Source organism: Phaeodactylibacter xiamenensis, from assembly GCF_965229835.1.
Lineage (GTDB): Bacteria > Bacteroidota > Bacteroidia > Chitinophagales > Saprospiraceae > Phaeodactylibacter > Phaeodactylibacter xiamenensis.
In genome coordinates, this window is record NZ_OZ245931.1 from 1,140,467 (window position 1) to 1,161,281 (window position 20,815).

Here is a 20,815-nt window from a genome sequence, read left to right on the forward strand (position 1 = left end):
CCCCACTGAATCAGGTGCTTATGCCCCGCAGGATTTACGGATGAGAAGCTGGGTGGGCAAGACCCGCTGCTTGTCCATGCCCGCCCCTTTACGGGCTATTTCATGCACCAGGATTTCCACCGCGAAGCGCCCGATATCCTCCACAGGCTGCTGATTGGCAGTGATGGGCGGCTCTACCAGGTCGAACGCCCCAAGCTCATCAAAACTGATCAGGGCGACCTCACCGGGCACCTCTACGCCCAGTGCCTTCAAAGCTCTAAGGCCCGATGCAGCCAGGTAGTGGGTCGTAAAAACCAGCCCATCTACGGCCCGGGGCCCATGCAACATACTCCGGATAGCTTCCTTCATTTCTGATTCATACTCAAATGGAGAAAGCAGCTTCACCATTTCTGCACGGTATTCAAGCCCCGCGTCCCGAAGCGCCTTTTCGTAACCCAGCTGCCGCTGCTTCATTGCCTCCAGCCCGCTTTGTATACTGACCAGCCCAATGCGCTGACGCCCCTGTTTCAACAAATGCCGGGTCATCTGCTCTGTGCCCCTCAGGTTATCGACAATCACATAATTGGTAGTCAGGCCCGGATAGTGGCGGTCAATCAGCACGAATGGGTACTTCGAACGGTTTAGTTCCTCTATGTCTTCCTGATTCTTTTGGGTGGAAGCAATGATGAGCCCATCTACCTGCCGGTTAAGCATGGAGTACATCAGCTGTTTCTCGGTCTCCGGATCTTCATTCGAACTACTGAAGACTACGTTGTACCCGAGCGCTTTCGCCTTCCGCTCCACGTAGTGCGCAATCGTAGCGTAAAAGATATCCGAGATATTAGGCACAATCAGCCCGATCGTCTCACTTTTCCCAAGGCTTAGCGCTCTCGCCATTTGGTTGGGCTGATAGTGATGCGCCCGGGCGTAGGCCCAGACCCGCTTCTGCGTCTCCTTGCTGATTTTGTTTTCATCCCCTTTGTTGTTAAGCACCATAGATACGGCGGTCTTGGAGAGGTTCAACGCTTCGGCTATATCTTTAAGGAAGATTTTTTTCATTTTTACTAAACCGGTTTAGCTGTTTATCAAAAATAGATAAACTTCTCTTGTTTTCAAAACGCGGATTCAATTTTGTCTATTAAGCGAATTACCCGGTTCACTAACGCAACTGCCCCACCTTGAACGTCCATACATAAGAGGCGGGTGGATTAGCTTGCAATGCCTTGGGCAGGCTTACGGTAAAACCTTCGCCTTCAGGGCTCCAGTCCAGGGGCTTATCGTGCCCAAGGAGCGTCACCGTACTACCTTTGGCGGGCTGATGAGCAGGCAGGGTAATGCGGGCCGGCATAGCTTGTTCGCCGGCTTCTGCCAGGTAGAAGAAGTAGGCGTTTCCATTGTCCTGCTGCGTCATGCAGATGTTACCAGACTTGTAAGGCGGTAAAGGGCGGCTGTTGTAGATACCTTCCCCGTTTACGTCCATCCATGCGCCGAATTCTTCTAACAGTTGGTAAGCGCCTTCCTGCCATTCCCCTTCCGGCGATGGTGCGATGTTGAGCAGGAGATTGCCACCTTTGGCTACAATATCCACGAGCATTTGAATGCCTTCCCGGCCGCTCATATAGGTGGCGTCTGGGGTATAGGACCAGCCGCCGCCGGAAATGATACAGGACTCCCAGGGATAGGGCAGTTCTTTTTCCGGCACGCGGTTCTCGGGCGTAAGGTAGTTCTGGTTTTTGCCGTAAACGGCGCGGTCTACCACGATTAGGCCCGGCTGTTTTTCGCGGGCTTTAGCTACCAGCTCGTCCATGCGGATGTCCTGGGAAACGATGCGGTGTTTGATGAAACCGTTACTGCCTTTATTTTCGGAAAATTTGCCAGCGTAGTTTTCCTCCAGGTTATGCTGGTCGCGCTTTTTCACCCAGCCCCCATCAAGCCAGATGATGTCTACGGCTCCGTAATCGGTGAGCAGTTCCAGCAGCTGATTGTGCGTAAACTGAACGAAGGTTTCCCATTTTTCCGGGTAGAGGGCGGGATCGTAATTCACGTTGCGGTCGAACGGTGGCCAGTAAGGGTCCCAGTAAGCTTCGTGGTGCCAGTCAGGCTTGGAAAAGTAGGCGCCCACCCACAGGTCCTCCGCCCGAAAAGCCTCAAAAATTTCCTTAGTGATATTGGCTTTGGGGTGGCTGCTGAATGCACAGCCTTCGTCCGTGACTTTATAATCGGTATATTTTGAATCAAACATAGAAAACCCATCGTGATGCTTGGTCGTAAAGATCATATAGCGCATGCCCGCATCCTTAGCAGCCTCTGCCCACTTCGCCGGATTGAATTTCACCGGATTGAAAGTTTCCTTCAGGCCTTCATATTCCTTTTTGTAGTCCATGTAATTATCCGCATGGCTGCCCTTTGTGCGTTCACACCAGCCATAATCTTCCGGGCAGATGGACCAGGATTCCACAATGCCCCACTGGCTATAGGGGCCCCAGTGCATCAGCAAGCCAAACTTGATGTCTTGCCACTGCTTCAGCTTTTGCAGGACTAGGGGGTCGGTTTCCGGCACATAGCGCTCGTCTTCTAAGAGGGCCTGACAGTAGGTTGATGAAAGAGAAGCAAACAGAAAAAAGGGGAGGAAGAGTTTTTTCATGCTTAGTGCAGATTTGCAGGTAAAAAATAAATAACAGCATTAATTGCCTGTATAACAGTACTTTAGCAACATAAAATCCTAAAAAATTGAATTACCGTAAAAAAAATTCTAATTGCAGTTTTTTTTAGGGCTTTTTCGTAAAAATTGCCGGTTGCAGCTGATTGCCCGAACACTCCACAAGGTAGGGACAAAAATCCTGACTCTAAAAATGGACTAGCTCATTTGCATGCGCTCCCCGGCACGGCTATCCACCCCCATTTTTTTAAGATAGCGAAAATGAGCGCGAATGGCTTCCCCTAAGGTAAGGTTTTTATAAGGGATGTTGTGCTTATGGCAGGCCTCCTCGATTATCCTGGAAATAGCCGGGTAGTGGATATGGCTGACGCTCGGAAAAAGGTGGTGGGCGGAGTGTGCATTGAATCCGCCAAAAATCAGATTGGCCCATGGGCTTTTGGCATGATAGTCAACGGAAGTGATTAATTGGTGGATGGCCCAGCTGTGCGGCAGGTACCCTCTGGCATCCAGGCTCTGAAAATGGGCCTCATCGGAAAAATGAGAACCGATCAAGCCAAATATGAAGGCATAGGAAAGACAGAAGTGCATCAAAATAAAGCCCGCCAATACCTGCCCGGGTGTATATCCGGAGTATTGTAGCGGCACGATCAGGGCCAGGTAAAGGTAGAGTGCCTTCAGGAGGAAAAAGGCCACGACTTCTGAACGGGGGTGACGGATGTTGCGGAGGTTGGCAAGCCTTTTCTTGTTCAGGATATTGAAGTCCTTATAAAAGACCCAGACCAGCGAATAGAACAGATACAGGAATGGAGCGTACAAATGCTGGTATCGGTGGAAATCATATACGGGGCGGTTCGGAGACAGGCGTAAGACCCGGGTATCATCGATATCGGCATCGCAGCCATCCACATTGGGAAATAGATGGTGGGACTGCACATGCCGGAGCCCCCAAAGGTAAGCACTGGCACCAAGCGCATTGAAGCTGAGGTAAAACAGGAGCTTATTGAGACCTTTGTGCCCACTCAGGGCATTGTGCGCTCCATCGTGCCCGATGTTCAAACCGAACAGCAAGCTGGCAATCCCCCAGCCTATCCAGCATAACCACCACCAGCTTACAGTCAGGCCGCCGGTGAGTATGAGGACGTACAGAAAAACGGATGCCAGCCCATAGATACTCCCCTTGAGCCACACTGCCCAGGTAGCATAGCCATCGTAACCGTTTTGTCTGAAGTAGCCCCTGACTTTTTCGCGGACTTCATTGAAGAAAGCATCTTCATGGCTGCTCTCCTGAAACTTGATGGTTTTCATATTGCTCTTGACTTTGCTGATCGGCTTGGGTACGTGGCGGCATATGCCCCAAATCGTATAAGTGCCGGAAATGAGATACGAGCGCTGCCCACCAGCTCATTTGTTTGTGCGCTACGCCATAGGCTGCTGCCTTATCGATGATGAATTCCGATAGCTTGACGTAGTGCACATGGCATACGGTAGGGAACAAATGATGTGCGGCATGGGAATTAAAGCCCCCGAAGAAGAAATTCCAAACCCTGCTTTTGGGGTGGAAATCAACACAAGTAGCAATTTGGTGCTGTGCCCAGCTTCCCGGCAGGTATCCCTTTTCATCACGGATCGGGAAATCCGCCTCTTGCGCGTGGTGGTTCATGATATTGGTCAGAAGAAAAAAGTAAGACATTACCACATGCAAGGCCAAAAAACCGATTAAGACCGTAGCCCAATGCAAGCCCATCCCAACCGGCAGGACAATCAGGTAGAAGAAATAGAATGCCTTTGCGGCAATCATGCCGAACACTTCCCCCGGTGGATGTTTGATATCCCGGAGGTTGGCCAGGTCTTTCCGGAACAAGTAAGCCCAGTCTTTGATAAAAACCCAGTGCAGGGTGTAGAGTGCATACAGGAAAGGACCGTAGACGTGCTGCCACCGATGATGCCGGAGCAGTGGCCGGTTTGGCGAAAGCCGGATCAAAAAATTATTATCAATATCGATATCACAATGGTCCACATTCGGGAACGGGTGATGAGAATGCACATGCCGAAGCTTCCATAGATAGGCGTCCGTCCCCAGTGGATTGAAGGTGAGGTAATACACCACTTTATTGAAAAGCTTCGAAGAAGTCAGGGCATCGTGGCAGGCATCATGCGAGATATTGAAGGCAATCAGCAGTCCCGATACCCCCATTGAGGCATACAACAGGATGGTCGCGATGCTGGAAAAACCACCAAAAAGGATAAGCGCATAAGCACCCCAGAAGAGCGAAAGGAAGAGCACCCCTTTAACAAGCATTAGGGTATTCGCATAGCGCCCGTTTTTTTGTTTGTCCAGCCATGTCGACACCTCTTTCTGCAACGCCTGAAAAAAAGCATCGTCCCTATTATTGACCCTGAACTTAATCGTCTGCATAACCTGGAATTTAGGAGCAAAGTACCCTGTTTCCGGTACAAAGGCGCTGCTAAAAATCACTTTGCTCCGATTTCCGGAAGTCTGGGCCGGGCCGGAGTTGATCTGTTCAACTGGAGGGAGGTCGGCTGCCTGGGGAAAAGGTTAGTGAGCGATTTAGCCCATTTGGCAAGCAGGGTATTAATACTTGCAATCCCTTTCAATATTCTCCTGGAAATATAATCTTTTGTTCGTTATATCGAACGCACATAGATGACCTAGCCCATGAGCTTTGCTCTTTGAAAGAAATACCCCACAATCGATATTCAGGATTTGCCTTTCGTCAAAACAACTTAACTGTTCTTCAATTTCCTGGCGTGTCAGGGGCGTATGCCCATGAATTATTTTTCTTCCTTGAAGCCAGTCATAATTAACCTTATCATACCAATCTCTTATCCACAACAGTTCTTTATTTTCTGTCAACGGATTCTCCTGACTAAAATCCAAGCCTGCATGCACAGCGATGAAATCATCCTCTAAGTGGTAATAAGGCAATTTTTCACAAAAATCTATATACTCGATTGGAAGCTGGGTCAAATGCTCAATACCAAAACTATTTTTCAATTCTTCGTCTGCCATATCATGCCACCCCTTTACGGTTTCAGCATGATGGTCTGCTAGCAACATTTGTTCATGATTTCCCCTTATTGGATGGACGGCATATCCTTTTTGTTGCAGGCTTATGATTTCATCAATTACCCCCTTTGAATCCGGGCCTCTGTCGACATAATCTCCAAGCAGAAATACTTTATCCCTCTCCCGGTGAATATTGATTTGCTCCAGCAATGCTTTGAAAGTAGCTAAACACCCATGAATATCTCCGATTAATATTTTCCTACTCATTTTCCTTTTCTTACTTACAACGGCATGCCTTTTCTTACCTCCCCCATCCGCGATAGCCTCAGCGGCCGGGCACCGGCACCTGACCAATCTACTTCAATTTACTAATCTTCACTGAAAGTAAAGCTAACCCGGCAGAACCAGGAACGAAACAGCGCCGATTTAGTCCCGGTCTTAGACTTACTTGGTGAGCCCACAAGGCGAACTTTAGTAAGTCTTAACCGGGATCCTATTTATTCTGGATGCGCTCTCTGACAATTGATCTTCTGGATAGCAGTGATTGGTGCAGTGTCGCAGTCCTATCTATTCTGGATCCCTGCAAAGCTACGCAACCCATACAGGCGCTTCACACTGTTCAGCTACTTCGCTAGGCCCGGACTGGAGCACTCCACGCTATTGCAGCACGAGGTGCTCCAGTGCAACAAAAATAGTTCATTAAAGCTAAATCGGCAGAACCAGCCAAAACCATAGCGCCGATTTAGTCCCGGTCTTAGATGTACTTAAACAAGCCTGGAACCAGATAGTACATCTTAACCGGGATCGCCCATACGGGCCTTCGCTGCGCTTCGGCAGTCCTATCTATTCTGGATGCGCTCTTCCCGGTAAAGCTGCGTGACGCTTCGTTGCACTTAGCTACTACGCTAGACCGGGACTTCCGCTTTGCTTCAGCTATCTTTCTAATTGGCAATCTTTCAAATAACGCTAAATCGGCTGCCCCAGCAAAGCCCCAGCGCCGATTTAGTCCCGGTCTTAGACTTACTTGGTGAGCCCTCCTTAAGGCGAACCTTAGTAAGTCTTGAACCGGGATCGCAGTCCTATCTATTCTGGATGCTCGCTACCGGAAAAGCTCACGCTTCCCACGGTATGCCCTTTCTTACGGTGTAAGCGGGCATCTGACCAAAAATACATCATCTATCTATACTCCAATACAAAAAGTAAAGCTAAATCGGCAGGATTAGGACAGAAGTAGCGCCGATTTAGTCCCGGTCTTAGGGGTGTGACGGATTTTTGATGTAATTATTAAGCTGCATACCGCATTCTCTTTTTCCAATATTGCTCATATCTGCCCGCAGACAGCTTGAGCGCACGGACGATAAGCATATCATCGGCATGCACATTAAGCCACCTCATGCCACTACCTCCCAAACGGGCTTTGATCAGCGTCTTGCACCCTGCCTCTACGGTGCCGGAACCGATAGGCAGCCCTTTTTCCTGCATTTGAAAATAATTCATCCGGTGCTGCTGGTTTTCCAGGTATACAACTTGCTGGCGGGCGATTTCGCGCCGCTTCTGCGTCTTGACACCCGCAGCCGCCTGACGCGCGCGCTCCACAACGAGGGCTGCGCCGCCCGGCTCGTTCAGCAGCGTACTCTTTTGCTGGCTTACCCACTGCGCACGTTTTTTGGAGGGCAGGGGCATTACTGCAGCCAGTTTGTAAAGCCGTTCAGTGACGTGGTAGTAGTCCGTTACCTGGTAGTCGGTTAACCGCTCCAGCTGTGTCCAGTTGTCGGGCGCCCCATCTGCAACCCCCACGTAAACCGGCCGTAGCCCAGCCTCTTCGAACTGTGCCTTAAGCCGCTCAGCCTCTTCTTCCAACAGATGGGTGAAAGCCCCTTTTTTCTCTTGCGCGCCAACCCCCAAGTAAATAGAGTGCAGCAACTTGCCCTCATGCCCGTAAAGGCTGATTACGCCGCACATCGCTTCCCGGTAGCCCGGTTTGCGCTTAGGCTTGCCAGGCAGGCCGTCAAGAAGGTGCACCATCGCACCGTCCCGGCTTATGCTCACTGAGCTGACCCCGCAAAGGCTTACCTCTTCCGGCATGGCGTAAGACCAGCGGCTTTCTACTTCTTTAGCGTGGCGGCTGATGCGCAGGCTCACATCACGCACAAGGTCTTTGCTCACTTCGACTTCATGGTGCTCCTTAAACCGGGCTGACACTTTCCTGGCTGAGCCCTCACAATAGTCGCTAGCCAGCAGCTTGGCCAGCCGTGGCGTCGATTTGCCTACTATGCCTGCCGTGCTGTCAGCTGGTACGTAGCTCACGCCGCCACAAACAGGCTGGTAGACGTGGCGCTTGACGCAGACTTTGCCGTAAGGTGTGGACATTAACTTTTTTTTCGCCCCTTGCTCGAAAGGCGCTGCCCTTTGTGGGTGATGGCAGTACCATCCGTATCGAAACGCTCGGCGGCAGCGCGCGTGGCGAGTTTGCCTGCTTCGTTTAGGGCTAGCTGTATCGCTTCTTCCTGGCTCAGCATGCTGCCGTTAAGCTCCATATCAACCTCTATCGTGACCTTACCCCCATCTTGCTTTACTATTCGTGCGCTCATACCTTCTTTTTGCTTTAAGATACGTATCTTTCTGTACATCAAAAATCCGTCACACCCAAATCATAATAAACTACTTGAATATCTTGAAAACAGAGTGCTAAATAAAGAAAACGTTGATTTTTGATTAAGAATTATGAACGAACCGCTAACGGCACCTACACGCAAATGGGGGTTCAGTGCCTTTATGAAAGTGAAGTGATAAATCCAAGTTCTGTACATTTAATGAAGTTCAGTGCTAAACATCCCCACCTGCATGTAGCTGTAAACCGTTATGCCCAATTAAAAAAGGAACAATGAGAATATGGCCTTCGTTTCCTTATTTTTCTTTAAGTATGTATCTTTTTTTTGAGCATTTCGTTGAAATAACTAAGTAGTAAAGATATTCTCATGAACCATATCGAAGACATTTTTGGAAATGAACCCATTGAATTGGTGATAAGGCTTTACCCCTCATCAGTCAAGGCATTTAATAGTGATAATCCACTTTTTCTATTTGAAGAGTTGAAAAAGCAATTGACAGAGACGGAACATGATTGCTTTTTTCAAAACCTGGGAGAGGGAAATCAAAAGGTAATTATCCCCATAGAATCGAAAAATTGTCAAACAGAATTTTTTATTTCATGGCATGAGACAACATTCAGCTATAAGACTTTAACGAAAAGTAAATACAAACCAGTCCTAAAAGAATTCATTTCCCTTCCTGAATCGGATTTCATCCAAGAAAGATGTGCTTTAAAATTTATCGACATTAACGAACCTTATCGTACAAAGGATGAATTAGAGCATCTTTATAAACGTATCTCTGAATTAGAAGTACCAGTAGGAATTGACATCGACAAGGAAAATGAAATCTGGTTCAAGTACATTGATGCCACAAAAAAAATCATAGAAAAAAGACAGCAGCCGTTTGATATTAGAAGGTATTACTCTGTAAAACCAATTGGAGGTGATTTTGAAAAAGCGACCCGATTTAGTTTCAAAGTTGATTTGAAAATTGAAGAAAATAAAGAATATAAAGAGGTCGAGGAAAAACTGAGAGAATTAGATGTTGAAAATCCACGATTTGATAATGAGGGAAGTATTTACTTGACTACTGATGATATTTTTAATGCCTTAGACCCAGTTTTAGAAAAGGAATTTCAGGGTGTTGTTATTAGGGAGAAACAAATTGGTTGTATTGTCAAAATCATTCCAACGAATAAATTGGAAACGATTTTAAAAAATCATGGTGTAAAAAATGTAAAGGTTTATTCAAAAGATGGAAATAATTACGTCACAGGTTTCCGTGGAAATAGACATAAACTTGAATCACTATGTTGGCACTACGGTTATAAGGCAAATATTTATAAAGGAAAATTCAAGGTAGTAAATCACGGAGAAGACATTACCAAGAATATCAAAATAAACAAAAAGCATCGTATCTTCTTCGAAGATGTGGAGTATGGTCACATTCTGCCAAAACCATTTAATAATATATTCAGTCTGTCGAAAGAAGAATTTTTCGATTTGATTTTTTTCAAAACAACGTTAGAAAATATTTATGGAAAAGAAAACGTCATTTTTGCAGTGGATTATGTTTTTGGAAAAAGTCGGAATTTAACAAATGGAAGGTCAGAATATGCTACCTTTGAAAAAGATGTAAAAAGATACTTATACGACTTAGCCTTTTCAGTCAACTACTATGAAAACTCAAATTCAATATTTTTTGAATTTCATAGTGAGTTCGACTTGATGAAAAAAATAGACATCCTGAAAAGTCAAAATATTTTTCATCTGAACTACAATCCCGACGGCTTTAAATACAAAGTCAAAACAAATATCATTTCTCGTAAAACTCACTTAGAAACCGTCAGGACAAGAATAGAAAAATTAGGAGGTGTGGATTTTGAAATTATTGCACCGAAGCAGCATGAAGAAACAGGTGAATGGTTTTATCCAGATACAAAGCGACCAAAAAAATTATTGATTGGAACACTAAATAGAAGAGAATCGAATATCAGCACATTGATATTTACCTTGAATACATTTTACAAAGAGCATAAAAGGGCATTAAAAAAGCTATTAGAATTATCAGACGAAAAAGCTCCAATAAGGAATGTAGAACCTAACTTAATTGGCGATGCTGTTAAAATAGATTGGCTTAGAGAGGCAGTTGGGAAATTGACCAATCCAACGGATAAGCCGAATGGTAAACCTGTCAATCAAAAATTGAAAGACTTCATTTTTGATTCCTCAAAAGCAGAACCAATTTATGACGAATTAAAAATTACAAAAGGCTCAACATTTTGGCGAGAAGTAGAAAACAGCAAATTGTCAAAAACGCTTAATGACTCACAAATAAAAGCCGTTTTAGCTGCTGTTCACAGTACCGATTTATGTTTGCTGCAAGGTCCTCCCGGTACGGGAAAAACAACTGTTATTTCTGAAATTATTTGGCAACAGGTTCGGCAAAATGCCACCAATTCAAATGGTTACAAAATTTTATTAACCTCTGAAACAAATCTTGCCGTTGACAATGCTTTGGAAAAACTGATAGGCGAAAACACGACCATTGTAAAACCGCTAAGATTTGGCAAAAGTGCCAAATTCGAGGAAGAAGGAAAGAAGTATTCTATTGACAGAATTATGAAATGGGTAGATGAAAACTACAATATTGATAGTGATTATGAAAATGAGCAATTGGAAAATGATGAAGATGAAATAGAGGAAGCAGCAGTTGAAGACTTGTCCAATAATGCCGTTCAAAAGTGGATGCTTAGTATAGGTAATCGAGCACAAAAAAGAGCGGATTCCAAATATGCTGAAATTCTTAAAGATTGGCATAAAGACTTGGCTTTGCCAACTACGGAAGTCAAGACTTTATTTAAAGATAAATATTTCAAATATGCTAATGTAATTGGAAGTACTTGTAGTTCTTGTGGGAGTCCGAGGTTCAGACGAGATTATGATACTATGTTTAATGCAAGTTTCAATGGAAAAGCAGCAAAGGAAGTTATTTATCTTATGGAAACATATCCTAATTCGGGCAAGATTTGGAGACTGCTGAACGAAGAACTGGGGATTGACACAGCAAGTACTGACAGAAGTGACTTTCCAGCAATAAAACAAACTCTCGCTGATAAACTAAACATTTATTTTGATACCGTAATCATGGACGAAGCGAGCAAAGCAACTCCGCCCGAAATGGTGCTGCCTTTATGCTTTGGTAAAAAAAGTATCATCATAGGCGACCACAAGCAATTGCCTCCAATGATAAATGACCGAGAGTTTAAAGAGGTACTAATTGAAGAAGCGGAGGACGAGAAATTAGCCGATGAGATAGGTCATAATTATTTAAAGGAATCCCAGTTCAAAAGATTGATTGTGAACCCGAAAGTGTCCCCAACTATTCGGGCAACATTTGATGTTCAGTATAGAATGCACTCCCAAATTGGTGCTTTGATTCAACAGTTTTACCCTGAACTGGAAAACGGATTAGTTTGTGGAATCAAAACAGAAGAAGATGTAAAAGACCTGAATAATAAAGCCTCGCGGTATCATGGATTATATCACGAAGGTTTCATTAAACCACACAAACATGTGATCTGGGTGGATGTGCCTGAACCCGAAGCGAAGGACGGAACTTCGAGGGTAAATGAAACAGAAGTAGAAACAGTTAAACAGGTCTTGAATTATTTAAAAAATTCAGACGGTTACGAAGACTTTCAAAATCATTGGGAAAAGGAAATAGATACAGATAAACGGCTTCAAGAGCAGGAGATTGGAATTATTAGTTTTTATGGCAAGCAAGTACGGAAATTAAATGAGGTGAGTAAGTACGCACAGAAAGAATTAGATATGAAAATCCGTTTAAAAACGGTAGACAAGTTTCAGGGAATGGAACGAAATATAATCATCGTTTCAACAGTCCGAAGCGATAAAATTATTGATTTGGGTACGGGTGAGGCAATCCCAAATGTGCGAGGCAGAGAAGGAAGAAATTACAGTCCGTGGGGCTTTGCCGATTCGCCTGAACGCTTGAATGTCGCTCTTTCGAGGGCAAGGCGGTTGTTGATAGTGGTTGGCAATATCATGCATTTTGCCAATTTTAGAAACAAAGATGGCGAAGCTATTTATCTAAATGTAATCAATCAAATCCCCCCCGAAAATATCATTAATTATAAAACGCTCATCAAATACCAATGACCATAGACAAAGGAAATAAAAAAATCTACGAAACTGTATATCAGCAAAAGGCTTTGACTGAACAGATAGTTGGTGTCACAAGTCATTCATTTCCTTTTGTAAAAGCAAAGTACAAGGCAGTTTGTACCGAAGCGATTGATTTTACCATGTTTGATAAAGTCATTTGCGGTATTCTGCAAATTGACGATATTTTAAGTTTTGAAGAGATTGCTGACATATTAGGTTTGAATGTGGTCAATTGTCCCGAAGAGGGAAGATATATTGATTATGGCGAAAAAGAAATTTTGGAATTCGCCATAAACAGTCTCATTGAATTTAATATGATTGAGACAGGTGACATATACCATTCAAGATGTAGATTGACAGAGATAGGAAAAGAGTATGCAGCAAAAGGCAAAAAGTTTTTGCCTGCAACCGAAAAGGAATTTGAACTCTATTTTGACTTGACCGACCAGAACCACATAAAGGCAAAGAGAAGATTTGGGAAGATAAAAAAGATACCCTCCCAGAAACATAGTTCAGACCTTGATATTGAGACCGAACAATTTGTAAAAGAAGTAGCCAAGACCCAAGTACCCGAAATTTACAATCCTGAGCAGTTAAGAAATTTTACCAATCTTGAATTGAGAGGCTCAACTATTTATAGCCCTGAATTTTCGATAGTAGCATTGGTGTCTTTCATTGATAATTCAGTTCGATTTTTAGCCTTTGATGACAAGCAAGAAATTCATCACCCAATTACTGAGATGATAAATGCGGATGATAATATTGGAAATGAAATACTTGAAAAGTTTGATTTCGAAACCTGCGAGATAACAGAAAAAAATGATATTCAAAAAAGTTATGAGGCAAAGGCGATTAATGTGCAAAAAGAAATCGAAAAACTACTTTCAGGTAAACAGCTAAAAGAAGCATTTGAGAAAAGTAAAGCCTTTTATCTCGAATCAGCAATGATTGATGAGGCATATTTAGAACTAAATTTAGAAGAAGTCTTCGATAAAGAGAGTAGAGAGTTTTGGATGATTTTAAGTGATGTAAGTGAAAATATATTTTCTAAAATTAAAGTAATAATTAACAAGCAATTAAAACCACACAATAGATTATTCATTGTGACCAAAGAAGGGATTTTATCTAGATATGAAGAATATTTGACTAAGTGCTCTATCGAAAACCCTTGGGTGTATTTTAGCTCAGCAAAAGAAATAGAAAGCCCATTTATTCTTTCAAAGAACGGGGAAAATAAATGGGTTATACTTAAAACGCAGTCTTCGATAAAAGTTAAATTTAGAAAAGACTACAAATTGGCTAAACGGGAAGTACTCGTGAAATCATCCAATTTGGATAGCTCAATAATTCAAAAATACAATATTTATAAAGATCTTTTAGGTCATGAATATTTCCATAGAATCGAAGAGGAAATAAAGATTAAACTAAATAACCTTAGCATCAATAAGGGAAGGGTATCAAAAATAGTAATTGGTGATGTTTTGTCACAGCTAAAAATCCTTAAGCTAGAAGGTCTTAGCATCAATAAGGATGGGTTATCAAAAAAGGTAATTAATGATGTTTCGTCACAGCTAAACTCCCTGAAATTTTTCTTGGATAATGAAAAATTAAAAGCAAGAATAAAAGAATTTTTGGAAAATTCTGAAGGCAGAATTCTCATGCTCAAAGGTGATCTAGAGTCCAAACTTGAAGAAGAATTGAAATCTCTTGAAGAAAGATTTAAGGATAATACTTCGTACTTCTCTATTTCAGAATTAAGAAACTTTGAGGATAGCGCTTCCAAAATAATAAACGAAGTTTTTGATGAAAAATCAGACGTTGCCTCAAAGTGCAAGGTACTAGTTGAGGAAGTACAAGGTCAAATAAAGGCACTTAGTAGTGTGCCAAAGAAAACCAAACCTAAAAGAAAAAAACCTAATCGATCAACTAATAAAAAAAGATAAATATGTCATGTTTTGAATCGTCCACCTTTTTGAAAAACCCACAAGTAATGAATAGGCAAGTTTTAATGGATGCTTGCAAAAAACTGGGTTGGAAATACGAAATCAAGCAAGATGAACTAATCGTTTATAATGCAAATCAAAATGCCAATCTACATGGGGAATATGCTTTGAAAGTTCGAGGCAATACTGTTTCTTTCAATAGCTACTATATGAAAAATGGTAGAGAACTTGTGAAGGATTTACAAAGTCAGTTTTATGAACTAAATGTACAATATGCCGAACAAAGCATTTTGCAAGAATTTGAAAAAGCAGGTTTCCGAATGCGTAGAGATTGGGATTTTAGAGCTGATGAGGAAATCGCTAAACAATTTTTTATGGTAGCTGAAACCCGTATGGAGGGGGAAGAAGAACGAGAAACTGTTATAAAGTTTTCGATATTAAAAGACGGAACGGTAGTAACGGATTCCAATTATATCCCTCATGACATTCACGAACTGGCAGATAAGGCAATGGCGGAATTGGATAACGCGTTCGGCACCACTCGAAGAGAAGGATTTGAAATCAAACGCAAGTCTATTCCTGAAAAATACAAGGGTAAAACTTATTGTACCGCATCAGGTCAGATCAAGTCAAATCAAGAAACATCAACTACCAATAAAATTACCATTAAAAGATAATAAAAATGTCAACGGTAGCAACGAATCGATATTTTTTTGAAGATTTAAAGGATATGCTCAAAGCTAACTATCCTTTAATTTATTTGGCGACAACAGAATATAATAGAACGCTTCAATATGTAAGAAGAATTGCTCACACCAATCAATTCGCTTTTAATACATGGGATTGTATAGCTGGATTAGAAATACATGAACAAGATGAGCAAGGAAAGCCAAAGGTTAAAGAACATCCTGACAAAATTAAAGATTACAAAGATGTTCTACAATACATAAGGCGTTCAACACAACAGTCAGGAAAAGAATTATTTTTTTTAGAGGATTTTCACAAATATTTCAGGGAAACTGATGTAGTTGTGATGCTCCGAAAATTGGCGGAGCAGCTAAAATTTTATGATAAACATATATTAATTGTTGGACCTTTTGTGAAGTTTCCACCTGAATTAGAAAAGTTTATTACCGTAGTAAATATTCCTTTACCAGACAGAAATGACTTAGAAAAAAGATTAAATGTCATTTTAAAAAAGGAAGCGCTAAATGACGACTTAAAAAAGTACTTGATTGACTCGGCTTTGGGGATGACTGACATGGAAGCTGATTTAGCATTCAGGTTAGCCAAGCAAAAAAGCGGTTTGAATACCCCCGAAGCTGCCCGAATAGTAGCGAATGAGAAAGAGCAAATAATCAAGAAAAGTGGCATACTCGATTATTTTCAAGTAAATCAAGACTTGGATAAAACAGTAGGAGGACTTGAAAATCTAAAAACTTGGTTAAAGCAAAGAAGCAAAGCTTTTGAGAGTAAAGCCCAACGATTTGGACTGAAAGAACCAAAGGGTATTCTACTATTAGGTGTTCCTGGTTGTGGAAAAAGTTTAACTGCTAAATGTATTGCATCTTTATGGAAACAGCCCCTTTTGAGATTGGATGTCGGTAAAGTTTTTCAAGCGGAAGTGGGAGCGAGTGAGAATAATATTAGACAGGCTATCTATACAGCAGAAGCAGTTGCACCTTGTGTTCTATGGATTGACGAAATTGAAAAAGGGTTAAATGTAGGAGGTGGAGAAAAAGACGGCGGCACAAATTCACGTGTATTCTCGACCATTTTAACTTGGATGCAAGAAAAGACTAAACCTGTTTTCGTAGTGGCAACTGCAAATGACATAAGCCAATTGCCCCCTGAATTTTTAAGGAAAGGAAGGTTTGATGAAATATTTTTTGTGGATTTGCCAAGTTTTGAGGAACGAAAACATATCTTCAAAATCCATTTAGAAAAGAATAATCAAAGTGGGATTGGTGATTTTGATGAGTTAGCAAAAAAATCAAAATTCTTTAACGGTGCTGAGATTGAGGAAGCGGTAAAAGAAGCGATGTTTATTTCATACATCGAAAATCCTGATGTTTCCGAATTGAAAAGTAGTCATGTTATTAAAGCAATAGAACCAATAGTTCCGCTTGCCCAAACTATGAAAAACAAGATAGACGGATTGAGGGAATGGGCTTCGACTAGAGCAAGACCTGCAAGTGCAAAACCAAATACAGAGAAATTAAAAAATGATGAAATTGAAGTGGAAGTTAAACCAGTAAAACAAACTAAGAGGGAGAGAGAGGAGGATATTTTTTAGATGAAAAAAACTGGGTAGAATTCAAGGAAACAACTGTAACTCTTCCCGCCAGAAAAGGGCAACTTGAAAAGCAATAATTACTTACTTTAAGTTGTCCTGTTCTCGTAGGAGTCATTAAAATCAAGAGTTTGGCTGTTGCTGTTTAGTCTACTATTATTAGGGTAAATATTCGATATCTACATTTCTGTCATGCATATGAAGAATACATTTCTCTAACTTGTTATTCTCAAGATAAATGCTTAACCCATAATCCTCACCATTAAAATCAACCCAACCAAATGGCGACATTGCTTCGACACGATAACCGCGTAATACGATTTTACTAGATGAACGACTAACGATATTCATCGGTTTTGATGTCATTTGAACATTATTTTGCCAAATGGGGTGGTTCCCATCCAAGTTATAAACAGTTACGATATATCCTTCGCCTCCTTTGATATTATACCCTTCGCAACCATTTATGTTCGGCTCAACTTTAATCGCTCTAGCCGCACCCCCATGTGGTCCAGATACATGAATGTCATCTTGATATCGAAGATGGTCAGAAGACTTAAACACAAAATCTAATTCTATTTCATTTCCACTTTTTTGACCTTTTTCTTCACCATCAAATATTACTCTTTTCAGCCAACTCTCAACTAAAGAGTCCACTGTACTTTCAAAAATACTTACATATTGATTCTTGAGTTCTTGAAATCTATATCCGTAATTAGCGCTAAAGGTTTTGTGGAATTTGTCTTGTATGTAGCTGCTAAAAACTAAATCATGAACCGTTATATCATGATTATAAGAAAACTCTTTCATGATCTCTTTTGCAAAAAAATGAGTGAATGATGTAAACGGTTCTCTCCCTCTTGACTGCCTTCTATATTCATCCAAGAAGTCAACTAGTGGCAACCTGTCAATAAGAATATATCTATTTTTATCTATAAAATCCGCTGGCTCTCTTCTCTTTAATCGTTCATAAAACTTTCTATCTGAAACGGCTGTGTCTTCTGTCATTGAGCATAGATACCCTTGTACCTGCATTAGTACATCACCTTTAAGCTTATCAAAAAAGACCAACTCGTCATCGTTTCTGCACAATCCTGTAAAAGTTGCAATCATAACCTCATCAGTCAAACTATCAAACGAATAGCTTGGTACGACCTTTTCCATTTCTTTTGATTGTAGGTACTGGCTAACATGAGAAAAATTTGAAGTGTTCTCATTAAAGTTATCATCATCTTCGTCTATAAACATTATTATTTGCGGATAACTCTCTTTTATATAATTTATTAACCCGTCTAATTCTTCCTCAAATGAAGAATCTTTCATTCTCTCTCTTAAGAATGGATTGTTTTTGATTACCAGGTCAACGTTTCTTTTAGCTTTTTGAGTTATTTTGTAGGAAAGTGCAACATTTCCAATTTGATAATTAACTAATGCTAAATAAAATAACACTAATGGCTTTTGAACATGACCTTCTTCGATCATTTTATTGGCGCTAATGAAATGCCTCAGAGCCTTTTCCATTGAACCCTCATCTTGCTTGGTTAAATACTCTTGTCCTTGCTGGATATGAAAAACAGAGTCCATTTTTAGTGATTTTTCATTTGAATTAATCTATAACGAGTGCTTAGTGCATTTTCAATTGTACCTAGCATATTTGTAGCAGAACTATATTTAATAGGTGTACAACTTCAAAAACCAGAATACAGATTTTTATGTAAAAAAATCTGTAGTTAAGCAACTCAAATAAAAGCCATACCTATTCCGAGCATTGTTCCCGACAGACACTTATATATCCGTCCCAATGAAGAAAAAGCCTGATTAAGGGGGGGGTAATTAGAGTGCTCCTATTTAGAAAAAACAGAGCCGTATTGGATGTAAGACCGTAAAGGTATCTCAACTTTTAATTAAAAACAATGATATAAATCAGCGCTAATGTAGCGGTTCTTAGAAAATACCATAACTCAGTTTAAAACACCATTGCACATCAACAAGGGGGGGATAACTTTGCATACAAAGGCTTTTGTTCCACATTCTAAGCAAGTGTAACGAAAACACCTCATTTTGAAACTGACTAAATCAAATGACCACTTCTTTTCAGTCAAACCTTGTTACCCTTTCCTCTCTTATTTCTAAACTGTCTACTATTTTCGTCAATCTGACCGACAGGGCCTTAACCCAATACTTTGATATCGGTTTATCTTCTGTTGAAATAGACTCTTGTAGGTCGTCTACCCACTTCGCAATATTCTTAAGCTTTTCTGATTCCTGAGGAAGTACTGTATTACTAATCGAATGCTTTGTTGGGTAAGTGTGATCAAACAAATCAATAATAAGCATCAATTTATTTGGGTTGTCATTAAACTTTTGCTGAATTACTTCTTGAATTGATTCCAGGCTATGATAAATGATAATGTCACGAAAACTTTCTCTCTCTAAAGTCATGTAGTCAGTCTCTCTAATAACTCGGAGGTTTTCATTTATTTCAACCGTCTTTAGCTCAGAGGCGATTAAACTTTGATAGCGATTTATTTCTTCAAGGAGGTTTTCGGATTCAATTAGTGGGTTGTTAAGGAAACCCTTTGCCTTTTTTATGGCTTTTAAGTCTTCAGTTGAGGCTTCTCTTCTGGTTTTATCGATGTTTTTGAGGAGAAATGCGTTCAAAGTGTCTTTAGAATAACCTTTGATTACTCCACTGCTTGATAGATCGTGGAGGACTTTTGCTCCCTCAATAAACTCTGCAAGATTATAATCTCCCTTTTCAATATGTTGAATCAATTGCGGTAGGCATTCATTGAATTCAGCATCTGACAAGTTGTAGCTTTGCTTAATCTTGTTCAAGACTTGTAAATGAGGGGGCTCTTCTTTTGGCATAAGCTCACTCAGTTCGCTATTGAGCTTATCCGCATCTAAGTATCCGGTTTTCACAAAAGTGAAAATCGCCGGAAAAAAGTGATACGTATCATCGCCCCAGTAATTTTTCTTAAGATAATCCCGGTATGCTTTCCTTTTCTTCTTTTCTGATTCTTCTTCACCTAGATTGTTATCTTCTGGATTGTCTGTAAGAATGTCAAGAACCATTCCATCAGAAACCATCACTACATCATTAGAGTTAGCCTGTAAGACCCATGGAAGGTCTTCTACTGATTGATAATTGCCAAGGTTGCCTCTCTTTTCCTCAAAAGAAAAAAGAATAGTCGAAAGGATCAGCTCCCTAGATAACTGTCTTCGATACCTGCTATCAATTCTTTCTGTGATCAACTCCAAATTATCCAACATGAAGAGTAAAGTCCGCAAGTTTTGCTCTCCTGATAACGATAATTTTCTTTGTAAATACGCCCTGTTGTCTGAAAAGAATTCATGCCCTGGACGCTTTTCTCTTTCATAGAGGTCGATGAAGGCGTTGAACACTGCTACGGGGTTAGATTTGAACTGAAGAGTTCTTCCGATCAATTTCTCCTTGATCTGGTAGTATTTGTTTTCGCCTTCGTTATCTTTCTTGCCCTGATCTTGATCACGTGTCCCCTGAAGAGGTATTATTTCCTTCTCATTACAGATAATGATCACTTTAATCCCTTCATGCTCAACAAAGTTACGGTTAATAAACCCTAAAACATCCTCAGTCTTGAACTCTGCACTGACCCTTTCCAAATCATCAAAACACAACACATGCTTTTCTTTCGAAAAACTCACAAGCTCCTGAATGGCTATACTTGGTAAATCAGTGGGTTTAATGTTTATTTCTTTCGCCGTTTCTCCTACACCTGAGATTATTCTCATTGCACCCACTCCAATTTTGAAGGCAGACTGTAGAGCACCATATGCTATTTTTCCTGTTTTTGTTTTTCCAAAAAACTCAGCAATCCGGTATCTTTCAGCAATCAATTCATTGAAAATATCAGCTGGTTTACGGAGCCCGTTTAATGAGACATATAATAGCTCTTTTCCTGTTTGTTCTATTTTTCCTTTTAGGGTTTCTTTAAAGTAAAAGGTCTTTCCACTTCCCCAATCCCCCGTAATCATGACGGCATAATTGTTGGAAGTGTCAGTATTGACATAATCCAGAATGATTTCTTCTAGGTGTTCCATGTTGGTTAGATGTATGAGGTTAGTAAAAGCCTTGACTGACTGAGT

At 41.2% G+C, this 20,815-nt stretch carries 13 protein-coding genes; 4 read left to right on the top strand and 9 right to left on the bottom strand.

Translation table 11 applies throughout. The annotated features are described in order from the left end of the window. Nucleotides 1-18: 18 nt before the first annotated feature. The 7 genes from ACO08I_RS04230 to ACO08I_RS04260 form a co-directional block, all read right to left on the bottom strand. Entirely contained in the window at nt 19-1,038 is a 1,020-nt protein-coding gene (locus ACO08I_RS04230; protein ID WP_421948580.1) for a LacI family DNA-binding transcriptional regulator, read from the bottom strand. Between the two features lie 100 nt (nt 1,039-1,138). Further along, nucleotides 1,139-2,623: an alpha-L-fucosidase gene (locus ACO08I_RS04235; protein WP_421948581.1), complete on the bottom strand. Its 1,485-nt coding sequence runs from the start codon at nt 2,621-2,623 to the stop codon at nt 1,139-1,141. Nucleotides 2,624-2,836: 213 nt separating this feature from the next. After that, entirely contained in the window at nt 2,837-3,943 is a 1,107-nt protein-coding gene (locus ACO08I_RS04240) for a fatty acid desaturase family protein (protein ID WP_421948582.1), read from the bottom strand. Further along, nucleotides 3,909-5,054, bottom strand: coding sequence for a fatty acid desaturase family protein (locus ACO08I_RS04245; RefSeq protein WP_421948583.1), 1,146 nt, complete (start codon nt 5,052-5,054; stop codon nt 3,909-3,911). The genes ACO08I_RS04240 and ACO08I_RS04245 overlap by 35 nt, the downstream gene beginning before the upstream one ends. A gap of 177 nt (nt 5,055-5,231) precedes the next feature. Continuing rightward, nucleotides 5,232-5,933: a metallophosphoesterase family protein gene (locus ACO08I_RS04250; protein ID WP_421948584.1), complete on the bottom strand. Its 702-nt coding sequence runs from the start codon at nt 5,931-5,933 to the stop codon at nt 5,232-5,234. A 1,017-nt stretch (nt 5,934-6,950) separates the two neighbouring features. Next, complete coding sequence (locus tag ACO08I_RS04255) at nt 6,951-8,036, bottom strand: hypothetical protein (protein ID WP_421947395.1); 1,086 nt, start codon at nt 8,034-8,036, stop codon at nt 6,951-6,953. Beyond that, entirely contained in the window at nt 8,036-8,257 is a 222-nt protein-coding gene (locus ACO08I_RS04260) for a hypothetical protein (RefSeq protein WP_350177394.1), read from the bottom strand. The genes ACO08I_RS04255 and ACO08I_RS04260 overlap by 1 nt, the downstream gene beginning before the upstream one ends. A gap of 387 nt (nt 8,258-8,644) precedes the next feature. Between ACO08I_RS04260 and ACO08I_RS04265 the strand changes: the two genes are divergently transcribed. The 4 genes from ACO08I_RS04265 to ACO08I_RS04280 are packed head-to-tail and all read left to right on the top strand — an operon-like array spanning nt 8,645 to nt 16,687. Next, nucleotides 8,645-12,442 (top strand): AAA domain-containing protein, encoded by a 3,798-nt coding sequence (locus ACO08I_RS04265; RefSeq protein ID WP_421948585.1) that lies wholly within the window; start codon nt 8,645-8,647, stop codon nt 12,440-12,442. Further along, entirely contained in the window at nt 12,439-14,391 is a 1,953-nt protein-coding gene (locus ACO08I_RS04270) for a hypothetical protein (RefSeq protein ID WP_421948586.1), read from the top strand. The genes ACO08I_RS04265 and ACO08I_RS04270 overlap by 4 nt, the downstream gene beginning before the upstream one ends. 47 nt (nt 14,392-14,438) lie before the next feature. Beyond that, a complete protein-coding gene (locus tag ACO08I_RS04275) occupies nt 14,439-15,068 on the top strand; it encodes a hypothetical protein (RefSeq protein WP_421948587.1) in 630 nt (209 codons plus the stop codon). A gap of 5 nt (nt 15,069-15,073) precedes the next feature. After that, entirely contained in the window at nt 15,074-16,687 is a 1,614-nt protein-coding gene (locus ACO08I_RS04280; protein ID WP_421948588.1) for an AAA family ATPase, read from the top strand. 156 nt (nt 16,688-16,843) lie between these two features. On the opposite strand, the gene ACO08I_RS04285 is transcribed toward ACO08I_RS04280, so the two are convergent. Beyond that, complete coding sequence (locus ACO08I_RS04285; RefSeq protein ID WP_421948589.1) at nt 16,844-18,268, bottom strand: hypothetical protein; 1,425 nt, start codon at nt 18,266-18,268, stop codon at nt 16,844-16,846. Nucleotides 18,269-18,778: 510 nt separating this feature from the next. After that, nucleotides 18,779-20,770, bottom strand: a complete 1,992-nt coding sequence (locus ACO08I_RS04290) for a P-loop NTPase fold protein (RefSeq protein WP_421948590.1) — start codon at nt 20,768-20,770, stop codon at nt 18,779-18,781. Nucleotides 20,771-20,815: the final 45 nt, after the last annotated feature.

What these genes read in the sequence shown, in the direction of transcription:
- ACO08I_RS04230 (WP_421948580.1), bottom strand. Translation starts at nt 1,038, where the DNA reads ATGAAAAAAATCTTCCTTAAAGATATAGCCGAAGCGTTGAACCTCTCC.
- ACO08I_RS04235 (WP_421948581.1), bottom strand. Translation starts at nt 2,623, where the DNA reads ATGAAAAAACTCTTCCTCCCCTTTTTTCTGTTTGCTTCTCTTTCATCA.
- ACO08I_RS04240 (WP_421948582.1), bottom strand. Translation starts at nt 3,943, where the DNA reads ATGAAAACCATCAAGTTTCAGGAGAGCAGCCATGAAGATGCTTTCTTC.
- ACO08I_RS04245 (WP_421948583.1), bottom strand. Translation starts at nt 5,054, where the DNA reads ATGCAGACGATTAAGTTCAGGGTCAATAATAGGGACGATGCTTTTTTT.
- ACO08I_RS04250 (WP_421948584.1), bottom strand. Translation starts at nt 5,933, where the DNA reads ATGAGTAGGAAAATATTAATCGGAGATATTCATGGGTGTTTAGCTACT.
- ACO08I_RS04255 (WP_421947395.1), bottom strand. Translation starts at nt 8,036, where the DNA reads ATGTCCACACCTTACGGCAAAGTCTGCGTCAAGCGCCACGTCTACCAG.
- ACO08I_RS04260 (WP_350177394.1), bottom strand. Translation starts at nt 8,257, where the DNA reads ATGAGCGCACGAATAGTAAAGCAAGATGGGGGTAAGGTCACGATAGAG.
- ACO08I_RS04265 (WP_421948585.1), top strand. Translation starts at nt 8,645, where the DNA reads ATGAACCATATCGAAGACATTTTTGGAAATGAACCCATTGAATTGGTG.
- ACO08I_RS04270 (WP_421948586.1), top strand. Translation starts at nt 12,439, where the DNA reads ATGACCATAGACAAAGGAAATAAAAAAATCTACGAAACTGTATATCAG.
- ACO08I_RS04275 (WP_421948587.1), top strand. Translation starts at nt 14,439, where the DNA reads ATGAATAGGCAAGTTTTAATGGATGCTTGCAAAAAACTGGGTTGGAAA.
- ACO08I_RS04280 (WP_421948588.1), top strand. Translation starts at nt 15,074, where the DNA reads ATGTCAACGGTAGCAACGAATCGATATTTTTTTGAAGATTTAAAGGAT.
- ACO08I_RS04285 (WP_421948589.1), bottom strand. Translation starts at nt 18,268, where the DNA reads ATGGACTCTGTTTTTCATATCCAGCAAGGACAAGAGTATTTAACCAAG.
- ACO08I_RS04290 (WP_421948590.1), bottom strand. Translation starts at nt 20,770, where the DNA reads ATGGAACACCTAGAAGAAATCATTCTGGATTATGTCAATACTGACACT.